General features: G+C 69.2%; 16 protein-coding genes. 8 read left to right on the top strand and 8 right to left on the bottom strand.

Annotated elements, in window-relative coordinates; all coding sequences use genetic code 11:
- Window positions 1–25: 25 nt before the first annotated feature.
- On the bottom strand, window positions 26–1873 hold the full coding sequence (locus ACZ3H8_RS02000) for a glycoside hydrolase family 15 protein (protein ID WP_467396302.1): 1848 nt from the start codon (window positions 1871–1873) through the stop codon (window positions 26–28).
- A gap of 330 nt (window positions 1874–2203) precedes the next feature.
- Here ACZ3H8_RS02000 and ACZ3H8_RS02005 point away from each other — a divergent pair, with 330 nt between their 5' ends.
- A complete protein-coding gene (locus ACZ3H8_RS02005) occupies window positions 2204–3499 on the top strand; it encodes a DUF2254 domain-containing protein (protein WP_467397902.1) in 1296 nt (431 codons plus the stop codon).
- 143 nt (window positions 3500–3642) lie between these two features.
- A complete protein-coding gene (locus ACZ3H8_RS02010; protein WP_467396304.1) occupies window positions 3643–5004 on the top strand; it encodes a hypothetical protein in 1362 nt (453 codons plus the stop codon).
- A 133-nt stretch (window positions 5005–5137) separates the two neighbouring features.
- On the opposite strand, the gene ACZ3H8_RS02015 is transcribed toward ACZ3H8_RS02010, so the two are convergent.
- Window positions 5138–5329, bottom strand: a complete 192-nt coding sequence (locus ACZ3H8_RS02015; RefSeq protein ID WP_030931808.1) for a hypothetical protein — start codon at window positions 5327–5329, stop codon at window positions 5138–5140.
- Window positions 5330–5500: 171 nt separating this feature from the next.
- Between ACZ3H8_RS02015 and ACZ3H8_RS02020 the strand changes: the two genes are divergently transcribed.
- Complete coding sequence (locus ACZ3H8_RS02020) at window positions 5501–6634, top strand: glutathione-independent formaldehyde dehydrogenase (protein WP_467396306.1); 1134 nt, start codon at window positions 5501–5503, stop codon at window positions 6632–6634.
- A 223-nt stretch (window positions 6635–6857) separates the two neighbouring features.
- Here ACZ3H8_RS02020 and ACZ3H8_RS02025 read toward each other — a convergent pair whose 3' ends face one another.
- Complete coding sequence (locus ACZ3H8_RS02025; protein WP_467396308.1) at window positions 6858–7832, bottom strand: LysR family transcriptional regulator; 975 nt, start codon at window positions 7830–7832, stop codon at window positions 6858–6860.
- A 100-nt stretch (window positions 7833–7932) separates the two neighbouring features.
- Between ACZ3H8_RS02025 and ACZ3H8_RS02030 the strand changes: the two genes are divergently transcribed.
- Window positions 7933–9126: a M6 family metalloprotease domain-containing protein gene (locus ACZ3H8_RS02030; RefSeq protein WP_467396310.1), complete on the top strand. Its 1194-nt coding sequence runs from the start codon at window positions 7933–7935 to the stop codon at window positions 9124–9126.
- A gap of 57 nt (window positions 9127–9183) precedes the next feature.
- Here the strand turns inward: ACZ3H8_RS02030 and ACZ3H8_RS02035 are convergent, their stop codons facing one another.
- Genes ACZ3H8_RS02035 through ACZ3H8_RS02055 form a run of 5 tightly spaced genes read right to left on the bottom strand, consistent with a single transcriptional unit; the run spans window position 9184 to window position 14849 of the window.
- On the bottom strand, window positions 9184–10164 hold the full coding sequence (locus tag ACZ3H8_RS02035) for an ABC transporter ATP-binding protein (RefSeq protein WP_467396312.1): 981 nt from the start codon (window positions 10162–10164) through the stop codon (window positions 9184–9186).
- The gene (locus ACZ3H8_RS02040) at window positions 10161–11165 is read right to left on the bottom strand and encodes an ABC transporter ATP-binding protein (RefSeq protein WP_467396314.1); all 1005 of its coding nucleotides are present in this window, start codon (window positions 11163–11165) and stop codon (window positions 10161–10163) included. The genes ACZ3H8_RS02035 and ACZ3H8_RS02040 overlap by 4 nt, the downstream gene beginning before the upstream one ends.
- Complete coding sequence (locus tag ACZ3H8_RS02045) at window positions 11165–12151, bottom strand: ABC transporter permease (protein WP_467396316.1); 987 nt, start codon at window positions 12149–12151, stop codon at window positions 11165–11167. The genes ACZ3H8_RS02040 and ACZ3H8_RS02045 overlap by 1 nt, the downstream gene beginning before the upstream one ends.
- The gene (locus tag ACZ3H8_RS02050) at window positions 12148–13080 is read right to left on the bottom strand and encodes an ABC transporter permease (protein WP_467396318.1); all 933 of its coding nucleotides are present in this window, start codon (window positions 13078–13080) and stop codon (window positions 12148–12150) included. Before ACZ3H8_RS02050 ends, ACZ3H8_RS02045 begins: the two co-directional genes overlap by 4 nt.
- 14 nt (window positions 13081–13094) lie before the next feature.
- Complete coding sequence (locus tag ACZ3H8_RS02055; protein WP_467396320.1) at window positions 13095–14849, bottom strand: ABC transporter substrate-binding protein; 1755 nt, start codon at window positions 14847–14849, stop codon at window positions 13095–13097.
- Between the two features lie 124 nt (window positions 14850–14973).
- Here ACZ3H8_RS02055 and ACZ3H8_RS02060 point away from each other — a divergent pair, with 124 nt between their 5' ends.
- The 4 genes from ACZ3H8_RS02060 to ACZ3H8_RS02075 all read left to right on the top strand — a co-directional run bounded on the left by ACZ3H8_RS02060 (window position 14974) and on the right by ACZ3H8_RS02075 (window position 19346).
- Entirely contained in the window at window positions 14974–16344 is a 1371-nt protein-coding gene (locus ACZ3H8_RS02060; RefSeq protein WP_467396322.1) for an aminopeptidase P family protein, read from the top strand.
- Between the two features lie 61 nt (window positions 16345–16405).
- Entirely contained in the window at window positions 16406–17560 is a 1155-nt protein-coding gene (locus tag ACZ3H8_RS02065) for an NAD(P)/FAD-dependent oxidoreductase (protein ID WP_467396324.1), read from the top strand.
- A 27-nt stretch (window positions 17561–17587) separates the two neighbouring features.
- Complete coding sequence (locus ACZ3H8_RS02070) at window positions 17588–17902, top strand: (2Fe-2S)-binding protein (RefSeq protein WP_467396327.1); 315 nt, start codon at window positions 17588–17590, stop codon at window positions 17900–17902.
- Window positions 17883–19346 carry an FAD-dependent oxidoreductase gene (locus ACZ3H8_RS02075; RefSeq protein WP_467396329.1) on the top strand — a complete coding sequence of 488 codons (1464 nt, stop codon included), beginning with the start codon at window positions 17883–17885 and terminating at the stop codon, window positions 19344–19346. Before ACZ3H8_RS02070 ends, ACZ3H8_RS02075 begins: the two co-directional genes overlap by 20 nt.
- Window positions 19347–19371 lie beyond the last annotated feature (25 nt).

Genomic DNA, 19371 nt, shown 5'->3' on the forward strand with positions numbered 1-19371 from the left:
GCTGATCCGTCGTACCCGGCGGCACCTACGTCTCGTTGCTGCCGGCCCGGTTCAGCGTCGCGTCCAGGGTGATGGCCGCGTCGATGAAGGCCAGATGGGTGAATGCCTGGGGAAAGTTCCCCAGTTGCCGCCCCGTCAGGCCGATCTCCTCGGAGTACAGGCCCAGATGGTTGGCGTACGTCAGCATCTTTTCCAGTACGAGTCTGGCCTGATCGGGCCGCCCGGCCCGCGCGAGCGCGTCGACGTACATGAACGTGCACAGGGAGAAGGTGCCTTCGGAGCCGCGCAGCCCGTCTGGCGAGGCCTCGGGGTTGTACCGGTAGACCAGGCTGTCTGAGACCAGCTCCCGGTCCATCGCGTCCAGCGTGGACTTCCATATCGGGTCGTCGGGGGTGATGAAGCCCACTGTCGGCATGCGCAGCAGCGCGGAGTCGAGCACATCGCTGCCGTAGTGCTGGACGAAGGTATTGCGCCCGGCATCCCAGCCCTGTGTCAGGACCTGCTCGTAGATCTTGTTCCGCTCACGGCTCCAGCGCTCGACGGCGGCGGGCCGGCCGCTGGCGGCAGCCAGCCGCAACGCGCGGTCGAAGGCGACCCAGGACATCACCCGGCCGTAGGTGAAGTCCTGGCGGCCGCCCCGGGTCTCCCACAGGCCCTCCTCGGCCTGGTCCCAGTGATCGGTGAGCCAGTCGAGGAGCGTGTGCAGCGAGGTCCAGCCCCCGTGGTCCAGCTGGATCCCGTGCTGGTGGGCGAAGTAGATGCTGTCCAACGCCTCGCCGTAGATGTCCAGTTGCAGCTGGTCCGCGGCGCCGTTGCCGATGCGCACCGGGGCAGAGCCCTGGTACCCCTCCCAGTGCTCCAGGGTCTCTTCGACGAGGTCGGACGAGCCGTCGACCCGGTACATGATGTTCAGCGGTCCCGTATCACTGGCATTGCCCGCCCTCTCTTTCACGCGGTCGCGCAGCCAGCCGATGAAGGAGGTCGCCTCCTCCTTGAACCCCAGTCCCAGCAGGGCGTATACGGAGAACGAGGCGTCGCGGATCCAGGTGAAGCGGTAGTCCCAGTTGCGCTCGCCGCCCAGTTGTTCCGGCAGCCCCGCCGTCGGGGCCGCGACCAGAGCGCCGCTGGGTGCGTACGTCATCAGCTTCAGCGTCACGGCGGAGCGCTCCACCGCCTCCCTCCACCGGCCCGAGTAGCGGGACTGGCCGAGCCAGGACCGCCAGTAGCGGACGGTGTCGTCGAAAAGCCCCTGGAATTCGGTGAGGCGGATGCCGCGCGGCGGTCCGTCGGCGGACGACTCCATGACCAGACCCCGCTCCTGACCGGCCTGCAGGGTCAGCGAGAAGTGCAGGTCCTGTTCGCCTGTGAGGGAGTTCACCAGTCGCTCGTCCCCCGGTTCCCGGACCGCGTGCACGGTCAGCTCCAGTCCCTCCGAGGCGAACACCGCACCGTGGTCGGTGATGTGCAGCTTGTGGGGCTTACGGCCGTAGTCGAACCGGGGGGCGATCTCGATCTCGAAGGACATGCTGCCGCGCACGCACCGCAGCATGCGGACCAGACGATGGCGAGGGGTGGCCGTCCGCCCGGTCACCGGCATGAAGTCGACCACCTCGCCGGCGCCCGCCTCGGTCATGAACCGGGTCACGAGAACCGCGGTGTCGGGAAAGTACAACTGCTTGGTCGCGTAGGTCTTGTGGGCCGGGGTGACCGTGAAATGCCCGCCCTTTTCACGGTCCAGCAAAGCGCCGAACACACTTGGCGAGTCGAAGCGTGGACAGCAGAACCAGTCGATCGTCCCATCGGTGGTCACCAGCGCCGCGGTCTGCAAATCACCGATCAGGCCGTGATTCTCGATCAGCGGGTAGTCGTCCATCGTGAGCCCCTTTCGGCTCGTGCCGAAAAACGCACCGCGTGCGCAACCCTCAGTACGGCTCGCTCGCGTCGCGGATGTAGATCACCCGTTTGCCGCTGCGCCGACTCGGTGCCACCCGGACAGCTTAAGCAAGGAATTCCCCATGAGCCTGTCGAGCCGGCAACGGCTCCTTTGAACGGCGACGGAACGGCGACGGCTTCCTGTCTCTGCGCCCGCCGAGTAGCGGCATTACCGTGGATGCGAAGGCCTGATTTCAGAACTGAACCCGGAGGGTGCCGTGCTGTCGAGCCTCGCGCCTGTGCTCAGGAGGGGAAGGGTCCGCGGGTGCGGATGATGTCCTGGGCGACCGCGTTCCGGCTGCGGCAATACGCCAAGGCCAGCCTGTGGATCGTCCCGCTGTTCGGATTCGCACTCGGCGTGATTCTCGCGGAGTGGGCCGTGGCCGTGGACGTAACGGATTGGCTGCCGACAAGCTGGCGGTATTCCGCGACAACGGCGAGCGGTGTGCTGACTGCGATCGTCGGGGCCATGGTCGCCCTGCTCGGGTTCGTCGTGACCATCGGTGTACTCGTCGTCCAGCAGGCCACGGGAACGCTGTCCCCGCGGTACATGCGCCTGTGGTACCGGGACCGCCTGCAGAAGGCCGTTCTGGCCACCTTCACCGGGACGTTCGCGTTCGCCTTCTCCCTGCTGCGCAGCATCGAGTCGGACTCCGTCCCCGACCTGGGAGTCACCCTGGCCGGGCTGGCCGTCGCCGTCAGTCTGCTGCTCCTGCTGGTCTACCTCAGCCGGTTCACCCACAACCTCCGGCCGGTGGCAATCGCCGACCTGGTCGGACGGATGGGGGAGAAGATCCTCGTCCGCCGGGCGGCCAAAACCGGCGGCTCCGCGCTCCTCGACGAGGAACACGCACTGCCGGGCGGCCCGGTGACGCGCATCCGGTCCGAACGCGGCGGAGCCATCCAGGCGTTGGACATGGCCGGGCTGACGGTCGCCGCGGTCCGCCACGACTGCACCTTCGTGGTCACCCACCCGGTCGGGGACTTCGTACCGCCCGGCGCCACCGTCGTCGAGGTCCACGGCGGGACCTCGACGCCCGATCCGCGGCGGGTGACCGGACTCATCGCCCTCGGCTCCGAGCGGACCATCGAGCAGGACCCCGCCTTCGCCCTGCGCATTCTCGTCGACATCGCCATCCGAGCCCTCTCCCCGGCCGTGAACGACCCCACGACCGCCGTTCAGGTGCTGAATCACATCGAGGCGTTTCTGTACACCGTCGGCAGGACCGAAATCCGCCGCCGCTACGTGCTCGGCGACGACCGTGGCCGGCCGCGACTGGTGGTGCCGAGCCGGGGCTGGGAGGACTACCTTCAGCTCGCCGTCACCGAGATCCGTGAGTACGGGGCGAGGTCCACCCAGATCTGCCGACGGCTCCGTGTGCTGCTGGAGGGCCTGCTGGACACCCTGCCGGCCGAACACCTGCCGGCGGTCCGCACGGAGCTGGGGCTCCTGGACGAGGCGGTCGAGCGGGAGTTCACCGATCCTGTTCGCCGCGCCATGGCGAGGACGGGCGACCGTCAGGGCATCGGCGGCGGGCACCGACCGGAGACCGCACCGCCCGGATGAGCGAGCCGCCCGGATGAGCGGGCCGCCGCATCCAGAGCGCCACGCCAAGACCGTGCACGTACCCGTGTGGCCCTGAACAGCTCGCGTGTGCCCGGTCCGCGGGGTCTGCTGGTATCCACCCATCCGTACGGGGAGGACCTGCAATGCCCGACAACGGAGCGACCGGCCCGGACGGAGGCGCGGAGCACCCCGGGGCGCCGGGCGCGGACGACGCGCACGCCGGAGTGGAGCAGCTGCGCACACGCGTCGCGGCGCTGGAGGCCGATCTGGCGTCCCGGGTCCCCCGGCACCGGTGGAGGTCCTTCTTCGCGGCGCTGCTCATCGTGATCGGCTGCATCTTCGCACCGCTCGGCGCCGTTGCCGCGTGGACGGCGGACGAGGTCGGCAACACGGACCGGTACGTCGACACGGTCGCGCCTCTCGCCTCCGACCCGGACATCCAGGCGGCCGCGGCGAACCGGGTCACCAACGCGGTGATGGAACACATCGACCTGGCGACCCTGCTGGAGGGTGCGAGCCCTGCGGACCGGCCCCTCCTGCAGAAGGCGCTCGGCAAGCTGGGCGACGCCCTGGAGAACGCCGTCCGCAGCTTCGTCCACGACAAGGCGCAGGACATCGTCGCCTCCGACACCTTCAAGAAGATCTGGATCGACGCCAACCGCCGGATCCACGCGGCTGTGGACAAAGCTCTGACGGGCAGCGCCGACAGCGCGGTGAAGATCAACAACGACTCGGTGACCGTCGACCTCGGCCCGGTCGTCGACCAGGTCAAACAGCGCCTCGTCGCCGAAGGAATGACGGTGGCCGGAAAGATCCCCGAAGTGCACACCGACTTCACGGTCCTGCGAGCCGACAACATCGGCAAGGTCAAGACCGCCTTCCAGGTCCTTGAGGTCGCCGGGTTCTGGCTGCCGGTGATCGCGGTCGTGCTGATCGCCGCCGGCGTTCTGCTCTCCGTCCACCGTCGGCGAACGCTCGTGATTTCCGCACTCGCCTTCGCCTTCGCGATGTTGATCCTCGGCCTCGTCCTGAGCGTGTTCCGCGTGGTGTATCTGAACGCACTGCCGGACAACGTCTCGCAGCCCGCCGCCGGGGCCGTCTACGACACACTGACGCGCTACCTGCGCACCACGGTCCGGATGACCGTGGTGCTCGGCGTAGTGATCGCGCTGGCCGCCTGGCTGACCGGCCACGGCCGACGGGCAACGTTCGTACGGCAGTTGTGGAATGCGGGCATCGGCGCGGTCCGCTCCACCGCCGACCGCGCCGGTCTGCGAACCGGGCCGGTCGGCCCGTTCGTCAACCGCTACCGGGCATGGATCACCTGGGTGCTGGTCGCCGCGGCCGTCCTGACGTACCTCCTGTGGAGCTACCCCACGGGGTGGGTCGTCGTCGGCATTGCGCTCGTACTGCTTCTCGCGCTGGCAGTGGTGGAATTCCTGGCAGAGGGCGAGGCAGAGGGAAGCACACCGGAGGTGGCACCACAGGAGTCGCCGCCACGGTGAACGTGGGGCGCGCCAACGTCGGTCAGCTGCACCATCGCCTGGCGGGCCGTTACGGCCTGGAGCCAGTGGTCGCCGCGGGTGATCGTGGGGGCAGTGTCCCGCGAGACGGCGGGGGCGCCCCCGCGCGCCGGGGTCAGCGGTCGGCGATGTCCTCGCGGAGGCCGTCGGAGAACTCCCACCACGACAGCGGAAGCCAGTCGCCGTTGACAAAGGCATCGACAGTCGCGCCGCGACCGCGGACAGTCACCGTCGTTCCGGGCGGGTACGTGGTGCCGGACAGGCCGGGTACGGGGACGAGCAGGGTCCCGAGCCGTTGTGCTGCCACTCCTCGTCCTCCCTTCCTTTCCTTTCCCCGGTACGACACCAGGGAAGATATTCCTCCCGAGATTACCGGGTTGTCTGTCGGCGCAGGCGGGAGAATCATGAGAGATAGGTCACGCGAAATATCGCGGGCGGGGAGGGAATCATACCTGCACGCCGAGCGGAGGTGGCAGCCATGAAAGCTGTCGTATACAAGGGACCGTTCACCGTGGCGGTAGAAGATGTTGAAAAGCCCAAAATTCAGCACCCGAACGACATCGTCGTACGGGTCACCTCCACCGCGATCTGCGGTTCCGACCTGCACATGTACGAGGGCCGTACCGCGGCAGAGCCTGGCATAGTCTTCGGCCACGAGAACATGGGAATCATCGAGGAAATCGGTCAGGGCGTCACGTCGCTCAAGAAAGGCGACCGCGTGGTGATGCCCTTCAATGTCGCCTGCGGGTTCTGCACCAATTGTGTCGAGGGATTCACCGGATTCTGTCAGACCGTCAATCCCGGCTTCGCGGGCGGCGCTTACGGCTATGTCGCCATGGGGCCCTGGCCGGGCGGCCAGGCGGAATACCTACGCGTTCCCTACGCCGACTTCAACTGCCTGAAGCTGCCGGAGGGAAGCGAGAACGAGACCGACTTCATGCTGCTCGCCGACATCTTCCCCACCGGCTATCACGGCTGTGAACTCGCTCAGGTCCGCCCGGGCGAGAGCGTCGCCGTGTACGGCGGCGGGCCGGTCGGGCTCATGGCCGCCTACTCGGCCATGCTGCGCGGCGCGAAGAAGGTCTTCGTCGTGGACCGGGTTCCCGAGCGGCTGGAGAAGGCCCGGGAGATCGGCGCGGTTCCGATCAACTTCGCCGAGGGCGATCCCGTGGAGCAGATCAAGGATCAGACCGAGGGTGTCGGCACGGACAAGGGTGTGGACGCCGTCGGCTACCAGGCGATGGCGCACGGCACTGACCGCGAGGAACCGGCGACCGTCCTGAACTCGCTCGTAGGCACGGTCCGGCCCACCGGAATGCTCGGGGTGCCCGGCCTCTACGTCCCGGCCGACCCCGGAGGCCCCGACGAGCAGGCCAAGCACGGCATGCTCCTCGTCTCGATCGGCAAGCTCTTCGAGAAGGGCCTGAAGATCGGAACGGGGCAGTGCAACGTGAAGCGCTACAACCGGTACCTGCGCGACATGATCATCGAGGGCCGGGCGAAGCCGAGCTTCGTCGTCTCGCATGAACTGCCGCTGGATCAGGCGCCGTCGGCGTACGACAAGTTCGACAAGCGGATCGAGGGCTACACGAAGGTCGTGCTGCACCCGTAGCGGAAGGGGTTCGAAGGCAGCACCGTATGAGCGGGGCCCCCACGACTGGCTGAGTGCCAGGCGCGCGGGGCCCCGCTTACGGCCGCAGGCAAGGTCCTGTTGGCACAGGGGGATGGCCGTCGGCCGCGGTGGGCGGTGATCGCAGCTCAGGGCTGCTGGTATTCGCGGCCTGCGACTACTGGACGGCCACGGCAAGTCAGCGGTGTGCCCCTCACCCATGGGCTCAGGTTCTGGTCTCCGCCACCCTGGCCGATTGCGGATGCTGTTCCCGCCAGCGTGCGTACACAGGGCTGGCGGCGCAGGTGTCCAGATAGCCGTCGGCGACTCTGCGGTGGATTTCGGCACCGTGTGCGGCGAGGGGGCCGTCGCGGCGCCAGGCCAGGACATGCCGGTACCACAGAGGATTTCCGGCGAGGGGGCGGACAGCGATGCCCGGGGCTTCGATGAAGGTGGCCTGGCAGAGGCTGACGGCCAAGCCGGTCCGTACGATCTCGATCAACTGCCGCCCCTCGGCTTCGTACGGGGTGAACGGACGGCGATCCACCTGAGCGCAGACGGACGACCAGTATTCGCGGGTGCGGTCGCTGTCGGGGCGGGGGACTGCCCAGTCCTCGTCCATGAGTTGGGCCAGCAAGACCTCCTCCTGCGCCGCCAGCGGATGGGCCGTCGGCAGGAGGGCGAATACGGGCTCGGTGACGATCGGGTTGAGCACCACCCCCTCACGTGGCGGTAGCTCCTGGTCGGGATGGTCGCCGAGCACCGTCGCTTCCAAGCGGTCGGCCGCAAGGTCGTCGAGCAGAGTTGCGGGGGAGTACTGGCAGCGTGAGGTCACTTCGGAAGGGGGCAGCAACTCCTTTACAGCCAAGATGAGATGGCCGAGCAGCGGGGCGCCGACCGAGCCGATGCGGACTCGATCAGGGGTCGAGGTTCGGCGGGCGGCCCGGGCGGTGTCGGTGAGGAGGCCGTCGATGCCCGGCAGGATGGCGCGGGCCCGGCTCAGTACCAGCTCGCCGAAGGGTGTGGGGACGGCGCCGGCTTGCCTCCGGTCGAACAGGGCTCCGCCCAGCATGGCCTCAATGCGGCGCAGTTGGGTGCTGAGTCCTGGCTGAGTCATGCACAACGAGGCAGCGGCGCGAGTGAGGCTGCCCGCCTCGGCGATCGCGCACACCACCCGCAGATGCCGTACCTCCAGATCCATGGCGTGGATGTTATGGAGCGACGACAGCTTTCGGACAGGGTCGTGCATCCGCAGTCTTATGTGAAATGTCACACACCATACATCGAGAGGTAGTGATCCGGTGAGACAGTCCCACCCCTTGACGCCGGCGCACAGGGTGCTCTTGCCCGCGCTGCTCGCCGCCGTGCTCCTGCTGCTCCTCGGCACGCCGTCCGCCGAGGCGGCCTCAGCCGGCCCATCAGCCTGTGCCCTCCGCGGCACCACCGGCTGGACGGACGAGGGCCACGACACCGACTACTCCGTCTTCCAGCGCCCCGTTGGCACCATCAGGGTCGGCATGATCTTCGTGGATTTCCCGGACGCGCCGGCCACCGAGTCCCCGGCCGACGACGCCGCGCAGCTCACGCCCGGCGCGGACTGGGTGTGGAACGCCTCGTACGGCAAGGTGTGGCTCGCCATCACCCAGCAGCAGCGCTGGGTTCGGATGCCGCGCAATTCCACCGACTACGGCTTCGCACGCGGTCTCGGCCACGAGGCACACGAGGCGTACCTCAGAGATGCCGTGACGGCCGCCGACCCGTATGTGGACTTCTCGCAGTACGACATGGTGTACGTCGTCGCGACGAGGAACGCGGCGGCGATCTCCTTCACCCCCACGTACGTGTACGACCCGGGCACGGCGGGTGTCGTCGCCGACGGCACCAGAATCAAGTGGGCGGTGACCTTCGGCCAGGACATGTGGCACTGGGGTCCGAAGCTGGTCGCCCATGAGACCGCCCACAGCTTCGGGCTGCCGGACCTGTACGCCTTTGACACGGGCACCGATGGCCACTCGTTCGTCGGAGGCTGGGACGTGATGGGTCTGGTCGGGGGGAAGGCGCCGCAGTATTTCGGCTGGGAGTCGTGGAAGCTCGGCTGGACCGATGACAGCCAGGTCTACTGCCAGGCCTCGGCGGGCAGCGGCACGGTGTATCTCACCGCGGTCGAGTACGGCAGCGGCACCAAGATGGCCGTGGTGCGTACGGGACCGACGACCGCGTACGTCGTCGAATCCCGCAGGGCGGTCCAGGCGGACACGGCAGCCTGTTCGACCGGCGCCCTGGTCTACAAGGTCGACACGTCCGTGCGGACCGGCTACGGACCGATCCGGGTCATGGACGCCAAGCCCAGTGCCACTCCGGCGAGCGGGTGCCGCCCGCTGGACGATGCCCCGTACTGGGCCGGTGAGTCATTCACGGACTCCGCGGCCGGTGTACGGATCGACGTGCTGAGCGCCGATGGCTACGGCGAGACGGTGCGAGTCACCAAGTCGTAGCAAATAAAAAACAGTTGTGCCCCGGATCCGTTGTGCGGATCCGGGGCACAACCGTGTTCAGGCCGCCTCGGGGAAGTGGCAGGCGACCTCCCGCGGCTCGCCCGGTGTGGCGATCCGCAGCAGTGGCGCCTCGGCGCGGCAGATGGCCTGGGCCTTGGCACAGCGCGGGTGGAAGGTGCAGCCCGGTGGGGGAGCGGCCGGGCTGGGCGGGTCGCCCAGGAGCGTGATGCGCTCACGGGCCCGCTCGGCTGCGGGGTCGGGCAGGGGCACCGCGGAGAGCAGTGCCCGGGTGTAGGGGTGGGCGGGGGCGGCGTACACCCGTTCCTTGTCGCCGATTTCGACGATCCGGCCGAGGTACATGACGGCGACCCGGTCGCAGACGCGCTTTACGACCGAGAGGTCGTGGGCGATGAAGAGGTAGGCCAGGCCGAGCTCCTGCTGGAGGCGTTCCATGAGGTTGACGATCTGGGCCTGTACGGAGACGTCGAGGGCGGAGACGGGCTCGTCGGCGACGACCAGCCGGGGGCTGGTGGCGAGCGAGCGGGCGATGCCGATGCGCTGGGCCTGGCCGCCGGAGAACTCGTGCGGATAGCGGTCGATGTGCTCGGGAATGAGTCCGACCAGGTCCATCAGCTCGGCTGCCCGCTTGCGTGCGCCCGTCGGCGAACTCCCTTGCACCAGAAGGGGGTCGGCGATGATCCGGGCCACGGTCTGGCGCGGGTTGAGGGAGGAGTGCGGGTCCTGGAAGACCATCTGGAGTTCGCGGCGCAGTGGCTTGAGTTCACGCTGGGACAGGTGGCTGATGTCGTGGCCGTCGTAGGTGATCGAGCCGGTGGTGGGTTCGAGGAGCCGTACGACCATGCGGCCGGTGGTGGACTTGCCGCAGCCGGACTCCCCGACCAGGCCCAGTGTTTCCCCGGCGGCCACATCGAAGCTGATGCCGTCGACGGCTCGCACGGGAGCGGTACCGCGGCGCTTTCCCGGGAACGCCATCGTTACATCCCGCACGCTGAGGAGTGGCTGAGCTGTACTGGTCATGAGGCGACCCCTTCGTATGCGGGGAGGTGGCAGGCAGCCGGATGGCCGGTCGGTCCGGAGAGCAGGGGTCGTTCGGTCTCGCAGCGCAGCCGCTCGCTCTCCAGGGCGCCTGCCGCCCGGGCACAGCGGGGCGCGAACGCACAGCCGGGGGCGGGGGCCAGCAGGGACGGTGGGCTGCCGGGGATGGCCCGCAGCGGTTCGTCGTCGCTGTCGTCGAGCCGGGGCAGGGAGTCGAGCAGCCCGCGCGTGTAGGGGTGGGCTGGGGTTGCGAACAGGGTGTCCACCGGGGCCTGTTCGGCCGCCCGCCCGCCGTACATCACCAGCACCTCGTGGGCGACCCGGGCGACCACCCCGAGATCGTGGGTGATCATGACGACAGCGAGCCCGCGCTCCTCCTGCAGCCGGGCGATCAGCTCCAGGATCTGGGCCTGGACGGTGACGTCGAGGGCGGTGGTCGGCTCGTCCGCAATGAGGAGTTCCGGCTCGCAGGCCAGCGCCATGGCGATCATCACGCGCTGGCGCATCCCGCCGGAGAACTGGTGCGGATACTCGCCCGCCCGGCGTTCCGGCTCGGGGATGCCGACCTCGGCGAGCATCTCCACGGCCCGTCTGTGGGCCACCGCACGGCGGGAGTTGAAGTGGACCCGGTGGTGTTCGGCGATCTGTTCGCCGACCGTGTAGTACGGGTGGAGGCTGGAGAGCGGGTCCTGGAAGATCATGGCCATCCGGCGGCCCCGCAGCCGGTTCATCTCCCGCTCCGGGAGCCCCAGCAGCTCCTGTCCGTCGAGGCTGATCGAGCCGGTGACCTCGGCGGCGGTGTGCAGCCCGAGCACCGCCATCGAGGTGACGGACTTGCCCGAACCGGACTCGCCGACGATGCCCAGGGTGCGGCCCCGGTGGACGTCGAAGCTGAGCGAGTCCACGGCCCGCACCGGCCCCCGCTTCGTCGAGAAAATGACACTCAAGTCCCGTACGTTCAACAAGGATTGGCTGTCGGTCATCAGAACCTCACCCTCGGGTCGACGACGGCGTACAGCAGGTCGACGGCCAGGTTGGCGACGACGATGAAGGTGGCGGCGAGCAGCGTGACCCCGAGGATGACCGGCTGGTCCCCGGTGGAGAGCGCGCCGTAGAAGAGCCGGCCGATGCCCGGGAGTCCGAAGATGGACTCGGTGATGACGGCGCCCGCGAGGAGCCCGCCCAGGTCCATGCCGAAGATGGTGAGGATCGGCGTCATTCCGGCCCGCAACCCGTGCTTGACGACGACCGTGCGACGCGGCAGGCCCTTGGCACGGGCAGTGCGGATGAACGGCTCCGCCATCGTCTCGATCATCGAACTGCGGCTCTGGCGTGCGTACATGGCCGCGTACAGAATGGCAAGTGCCAGCCACGGCAGGAGCAGGTTGGTCGCCCAGTGGACGGGGTCGCTGCCGAAGGGCACGTACTGCGGATAGGGGAGCAGCCCCGCCACCCGGATCAGCCCGTAGATGAGCATCATCGAGGTGAAGTACACCGGCAGCGAGGCGGCGCCGACCGCGCCGATCATCAGGACCCGGTCGAGCAGGCTGTCCTTGCGCAGGGCGGCGGTGACTCCGGTGGTCAGGCCGAGCAGCAGCCACAGCACCGCCGCGCCGAACGCGAGCGAGGCGGAGACCGGAAGCCGGTCCATCAGCAGGCCCCAGACGGACTCGCTGTTCTCGTACGAGTAGCCGAGGCAAGGAAAGCGGCAGTGCAGCGCGTACTGGCCGCTGCCCAGGGTGCGGCCGGTGAAGATGCCGCTGAGGAAGTCCCAGAACTGCACCCAGATCGGCTGGTCCAGGCCCATGTGGGCGCGGATCGCCGTCAGGCGTTCGGCGCTGCACGACTTGCCGCAGGCCGCGGCGGCCGGGTCGGAGGGCAGGACGTAGAAGATGGTGAAGGTGACGGCGGCGATCGCGATCAGCACGCCGATCACGCCGAGCAGCCGGCGGCCGAGGTAGCGGGTCATGTGCGGCTTCCCCTCGGGTCGAGGACGTCCCGCAGCGCGTCTCCGAGGAGGGTGAAGGCGAGCACGGTGAGGAAGAGGCAGATGCTCGGGATGACGAAGTACATGGGATCCGTGTCGTAGAAGGCGACGCTCTCGGCGATCATCTGGCCCCAGGAGGGGGTGGGCGGGCGGACGCCGACACCCAGATAGCTCAGGGCCGCTTCGGTGGCGATCATGCCCGGGATGATCAGGGTGGTGTACGCGATGACGGGCCCGGCGACGCCCGGGAGGATGTCGCGGGTGAGGATCCGCCAGGGCCCCGATCCGCCCACCCGCGCGGCGTCGACGTATTCGCGGTGCTTGAGCGAGAGCGTCTGGCCGCGCACCACGCGGGCGATGCCGGGCCAGCCGAACAGCCCGATCACCGCGGTCATCAGCACGATCCGGTTGACGTCCTTGGCCACCGACATCATCGCGATCATGAAGATGAGAGAGGGGAAAGACATGGTCAGGTCCATGATCCGGCTGAGGACCGCGTCGGTGCGGCCGCCGAAGTAGCCGGCCGCGATCCCGGCCGCCGTGCCCGCGACCACGACGATCGCGGTCGCGGTGAAGGCGATCAGGAGGGAGACCTGGGCGCCGTGCACGACCCGGGCGAACAGGTCGCGGCCGGTGATGGGTTCGACGCCCAGCCAGTGGTCGGCGGAGATCCCGCCGAGCGGTCCGAGCGGCAGCCCGCCCAGGTAGGGGTCGACGGCGGACTTGTCGAACTCCTCGGGCGACCAGCCGCCGAGTGCGCTCAGCAGGGGCGCGGCGGCGGCCATGACGACGAAGAGCGCGACGATGACGAGGGAGATCTTGACGGAGGTGCGGCGGCGTAGTTCCGCGCGGGCCAGCTGCCAGGGGCCGCTGCCCGCCGGAACCTCCACCGGTGCGGTTGCGAGAGCCATGATCTTTACGGCCCTCAGCCCTGGCTCTTGGACGGGTCCTTGAGGCCGACTGTGGCGTAGTCGAGCTGACCGCCGAAGGAGGTCTGACCGTAGGCGCCCGCGATGTTGCTGCCGAGCACCAGGGGCCAGCGGCGGACCAGGACCGGTACGGCGGGGGCCTTGACGAGGATCTCGCCGTCCAGCTGCTGCCAGGCGGTGTTGGCCTGCTTGGCGTCGGTCATGGCGGCGATTTCGTCCATCCGCTTCATGGTCGGCTCGTCGCGGAAGAGCGAGTGGTTGCCGGAGTTGCCCTTCTCCTTGATGTAGCGGCCGTCGAAGACGAACGGCAGGAAGGTGGAGCCGGACGGGTAGTCGGGGCACCAGCCCGTGTACGCGATGTCGGTGCGGTTCTTGGTGTCGCCGATCGTCGCGTAGAACGCCGACGGGTCGACGGTCTCGATGGTGACCTTGATCCCGGCCTTGCCCAGCGACTGCTGGATCGCCTCGGCCCGCCCCTTGTCCCCGGTCGAGACGGTCATCTTCGTCTCGAACCCGTCCGGCTTGCCCGCCTCCTTCAGCAGTTGCTTCGCCTTCTCGACGTCACCGGTCGCGGGGATCTTGAGAGTGTCCGGTTCCTTGCCGTCGAAGAGGGTGGCCGGCATGTAGGCGGTGGACAGGTCGTTGAAGGCGGGGCCGCCCGAGGCGGTGAGCACCGAGTCCCTGTCGAGCGCGTACTGCACGGCCTGACGGATCTTCACATCGTTGAACGGGGCCCGCCCGGTGTGCATTTGGACCATGTCCGTGCAGTTGGTCGACTCGGCAATCAGCCGCTTGCGCACCTCCGCGTCGGGCAGCACCTTGGCCGCGCTCTCCGGCCGCAGCGAACCCCAGGAGACGGCGGAGGCGTCCGCGCCCTGGCTGGAGATCAGCCGGTCGTCGATCTGGTTGGCCTTCAGCCCCATCACCATGACCAGCTTGTCCGGGTACGCCTTGCGCACCTCGTCGGTCGAGGCGTCCCAGCTGGTGTTGCGCACCAGCACCAGCTTCTTGCCGCGCTGGTACGACTCGATCTTGTACGGGCCCGAGGAAAACGGCCGGTTGTCGTACTGAGGCCCCTTGTCCTGGCCCTTGGGCACCGGGGCGAAAGTCGGCATGACGGTGGCGTTGGGGAACTCCGCGAAGGGCTTGCGGAGTTCGAAGACGATCGTGTGGTCGTCGGGCGTCCTGATGGAGTCGAGGTGCTTGCCCTCGGCCGGCCCCTGGTAGCCCTCGGCGCCGGCCAGGTAGCGGGCCGCGTAGTCGGCGCCGCCGGGCAGGTCGGGGGAGAAGGACCGCTCCACGTTGTACTTGATGTCCTGCGCGGTGACGGGCGTGCCGTCCTCGTACTTGACTCCCTGCTTGAGGTGGAAGGTCCAGGTCTTGGCGCCGTTGGAGGAGGTGCCGAGGTCGGTCGCCAGGTCCGGGACGAGTTCACCGCCCGCCGTGCCGGGGGCCGCCTTGTAGGTGACCAGGGTGCGGTAGAGCAGCCGGGTCCCGAACTCCATGTCGCTCATCACCCAGTTGCGGGCCGGGTCGAGGTGGGTGAAGTCCTGGTTGGACAGGACCGTGAGGGTGCCGCCCTTCTGCGGAGTGCCGCCGACTACGGCACCTTGGTTGGCGGTCGCCGGGTTCTTGCCGCCGCCGGCGCCTCGGCCCCCGGCCGGGTGCTTGGAGCCGGAACAGCCGGCGGTGCCGAGTGTGATGGTCGCCGCCAGGGCGGTAGCGACGGCGGTAAGGGTGCGCTGGTTCATCAGTGGTCACTCCGAGGACAGTCGGCCAATGAGGGCTGGAATGTGACCGGTAACATAGTAATGTGAAATTGCACTGACAAGGCGTTGGCAAGTCCGTTACTCACCTGTGTCCGAGGGGGCCTTCATGAATGAGTCAGTAACCACCGGGATTCGCGTGGTAAGCCATGATCTGCCCGTCTCATCCGAGTTCGAGTCCTTCATGGCGGGCGACTGGGCGGTCACCTCGTTGCCCGATGGGATCCGGCTGCCCGTCGCCGACCTGACCCCCGCCCGGCGCGCCCGGCTCTCGGCCCACTTTCCCGGGGAGCGCGTGATCGTCCCTGCGGGGGAGCTGAAGGTCCGCTCCAACGACTGTGACTACCGCTTCCGGCCGTACAGCGCCTACACCTGGCTGACGGGCCTCGCCGGAGAGGAGCAGGCGGGGCATGTCCTCGTCCTCGAACCGGATGGGCCGAGCGGTCATGATGCGGTGCTGTACATCCGGCCCCGCTCCCTGCGCACCGGTGATGGGTTCTACCGGGACCGCCGCTACGGCGAGTTCTGGGTCGGGCGCCGTCCCGATCTTGCGGAGGCCGAGCGGATGACCGGCATCAGGTGTGTACACCTGGATGGGTACGACGGTCTGCCGCCCGGCAGGAATGTGGCATCCGATGCCGAACTTGCTGCGGTGCTGAGCGGGTTGAGGCTGGTGAAGGACGCCTGGGAGGTCGGCCAGCTCCAGCTCGCCGTCGACCACACCGCCACCGGCTTCGAGGACGTCGTACGGGCTCTGCCGCGCGCACTTACCCATCCGCGCGGCGAGCGCTGGATCGAGGGTGTCTTCGGCCTGCGGGCCCGTGCCGAGGGCAATGGCACCGGCTACGAGACGATCGCGGCCTCCGGCGCCCATGCCTGCGTGCTGCACTGGATACGCAACGACGGGCCGCTGGACGCACGGCAGTTGCTGCTCCTGGACGCGGGCGTGGAGACCGACAGCCTCTACACCGCGGACATCACCCGCACCCTCCCGCTCTCCGGGCGTTTCTCGTCGGTGCAGCGACAGGTGTACGAACTCGTCCTCGCCGCACAGGAAGCGGGCATCGCGGCCCTGAAGCCGGGCGCGAGCTTCCGCGACTTCCACCGGGCCTGCATGCGGGTGATCGCCGAAGGTCTCGTGGAATGGGGGGTGTTGAAGAGCGCCGGGGGAGACTTTTATCGCCGGTACACCCTGTGCAGCAGCGGGCACATGCTCGGCCTGGACGTCCACGACTGCGCACAGGCGAGGGCCGAGGTGTACCTCGACGGGATCCTGGAGGAGGGGCAGGTCCTGACCGTCGAACCCGGGCTCTACCTCCAGCCCGACGACGAGACCCTGCCGCCCGAGCTGCGTGGCATCGGCGTACGCATCGAGGACGATCTTGTGATTACTGCGGAGGGGGCACGACTGATGTCGGGCGCGCTGCCGAGGACGCCGGACGCCGTCGAGACGTGGATGGGCGCCCTGCTGGAGGGGTGAACCGCGGGCAGATCACGTGAAGCCCTTGGCATCGTCAGTGCAATGTGAAATATTACTGCTTGTGCCTACGAGAAACACCTCGGACGTCATCGTCGTCGGTGCGGGCGTGGTCGGCGCGGCCTGCGCCTACTACGCAGCCCGAGCCGGCCTCTCCGTCACCGTGATCGACCGCGGCTCCGTCGCGGGCGGCACCACGGGTGCCGGCGAGGGCAACCTCCTGGTCTCCGACAAGGAGCCCGGACCCGAACTCGATCTCGCGCTGCTGTCCACCGGGCTGTGGCGGGAGCTGGCCGAACTGCTCCCGCCGCAGATCGAGTACGAACCCAAGGGCGGCCTCGTCGTCGCCTCCGGGGAGGCAGGGATGCGCGCCCTGCGCCACTTCGCGGCCGGACAGGAGAAGGCCGGTGTGCAGGCGGAGGAAGTCCCGGGGGACCGGTTGAAAGACCTGGAGCCGCATCTGGCCCCCGGCCTGGCAGGTGGCTTCCACTACCCCCAGGATGCGCAGGTCATGCCGGCCCTGGCGGCCGCGCATTTGCTGCGCGCGGGCGGCGGGCGGGTGCGCCTCAGGCTCGGCGAGGAGGTCACCGGCCTGCTCACCACGGCGGACGGATGGGTACGGGGGGTGCGTACGGTGGCCGGCGACGTGCATGCCCCGTACGTGGTCAACGCCGCCGGCACCTGGGGTGGCGAGCTGGCCCGGCTCGCGGGCGTCGAGCTTCCCGTGCTGCCCCGCCGCGGTTTCGTTCTCGTCACGGAACCGCTGCCGCGTGTGGTGCGGCACAAGGTGTACTCCGCGGACTATGTCGCCGATGTCGCGAGCGGTTCCGCCGCGCTGCAGACCTCGGCCGTGGTCGAGGGCACCCCGGCGGGCCCCGTCCTGATCGGTGCCAGTCGGGAGCGGGTCGGCTTCGACCGTACGTTGTCGACCGAGGTGCTGCGCCGCCTGGCGGCCCAGGCCACCGCACTGTTCCCGTTCCTGGCCGGGGTCCGGGCGATGCGGACGTATGCCGGTTTCCGCCCGTACCTGCCCGACCATCTACCGGCCATCGGCCCCGATCCGCGGGTGCCCGGCCTGCTGCACGCCTGCGGTCACGAAGGCGCGGGGATCGGGCTTGCCCCGGCCACCGGGCTGCTCATCGCGCGCTCCTTGGACGGCGGTGAACTACCGCTGGACCTGGGCCCGTTCCGTCCCGGCCGTTTCGAAGCCGCCGTTTGACCCGTCTGCTACGAGAGGAGGCCCGCAGTGGCCCGTACCCCCGCCGACCTGGTCGGTGCGAACCCCGGCCCGTCGTTCGAGATCACGATGGACGGCAGTCCGGTCACCGCCCTGCCTGGGCAGTCCGTCGCCGCAGCCCTGTGGTCCGCGGGCATCGTCGCCTGGCGCACTACGCGCAACGCCGGCCGCCCGCGGGGTGTCTTCTGCGGCATCGGGCAGTGCTACGACTGCCTCGCCACCATCAATGGGGAGCCCAACCGCAGGGCCTGTCTGGTGCCTGCCGCTCCCGGCGACGTGATCACCACCCAGGAGGGACACGGCCATGCCCGCCTCAGCGTCTGACCCGTACGGCCTCGCAGTGATCGGAGCGGGCTCGGCCGGTCTCGCAGGGGCCGTCACCGCCGCCGAACTCGGACTGTCCGTCGCCCTGTTGGACGGATCGCCGCAGCACGGCGGACAGTTCTACCGGCATCCGGCGCCCAGCCTGGGGTCGGCGCGGCCCGAGGCCCTGCACCACGACTGGGCTGCCTTCGCCGAGCTCCGCCGACGCCTGGAGCAGAGCGACGTCAGCCACCTGTCCGGACACCATGTCTGGGCGGTCACCAAGGAGGACCACGGTCTGTGGGCGGTGCACGCCGTCACCGGGGTCGACGGCACCGCAGAGCGGTCGGTGCAGGTGCGGGCCCGTACGGTCCTGCTCGCGACCGGGGCGTACGAACGCCAACTGCCTTTTCCTGGCTGGACGTTGCCGGGTGTCGTGGGTGCCGGGGGAGCGCAGGCCATGCTCAAGTCCGGCCTGGTGCTGCCCGGTAAGCGCGTTGTCGTGGCAGGCAGCGGGCCCCTGCTGCTCGCGGTCGCCTCCTCGCTCGCCGCCGCCGGCGCGCAGGTCCCGGCCGTGATCGAGGCGGGCGGCTATCTGGGATACGCCCGCCATCCCCGCGCGCTCGCGGCCAACCCGCAGAAACTGGCCGAGGCTGCGGTCCACGGTGCCGCTCTGCTGCGGCACCGGGTGCGGCTGCGGCTGCGCAGCGCGGTCACCCAGGCGCACGGCACCGACCGGGTGGAGGCCGTCACCGTCACCCGGCTCGACCGCGACTGGCGGCCCGTACGGGGGGCGGGCCGGCGGATCGAGTGCGACGCGCTCGCTGTGGGGCACGGCCTTGCCCCGCAGATCGAACTGGCCACTGCACTCGGCTGCGCCACCCACTCCTTGGCTGACGGGACATCCGCCCTGGTCCTGGACGGCCTTCAGGAAACCTCGGTGCGTGGCCTGTGGGCGGCGGGGGAGACCGGGGGAGTCGGTGGCGCACAGCTCGCCCGCTCGGAAGGGGAACTGGCCGGGCTGGCGGCAGCCGCCAGACTGTACGGGCACCCCGTCCGTGAGGGGCGCGTCCGCGAGCTGCAACGCCGCCGGGACCGGATGCGCGTCTTCGCCGACGCGATGACCATCGCCCATGCCCCGGCACCGGGCTGGACGGGCTGGCTGACCGACGACACGGACGTGTGCCGCTGTGAGGAAGTATCCGCCGGAAGCATCCGCGAAGCCGTCACCGACCTCGGGGCCCGCGACGCACGCACCGTCAAACTCCTCACCCGGGCCGGCATGGGCTGGTGCCAGGGGCGTATGTGCGGGACGGCTGTAGCTTGCCTCGCGGCCCGCGAGGGTGCCGTGGAACCACCCGCTGAACGCCGTCCGTTCGCCGTGCCTGTTCCGCTCTCGGCACTCGCCTCGCTCGACGGGCCCGCCGAGATCGGGCCCGATACCGCCCCGGGCGCCGACCACTGACCCGCGGTCCGCCCTTGTGGGCGCC

The organism is Streptomyces sp. NPDC002868, assembly GCF_055563295.1.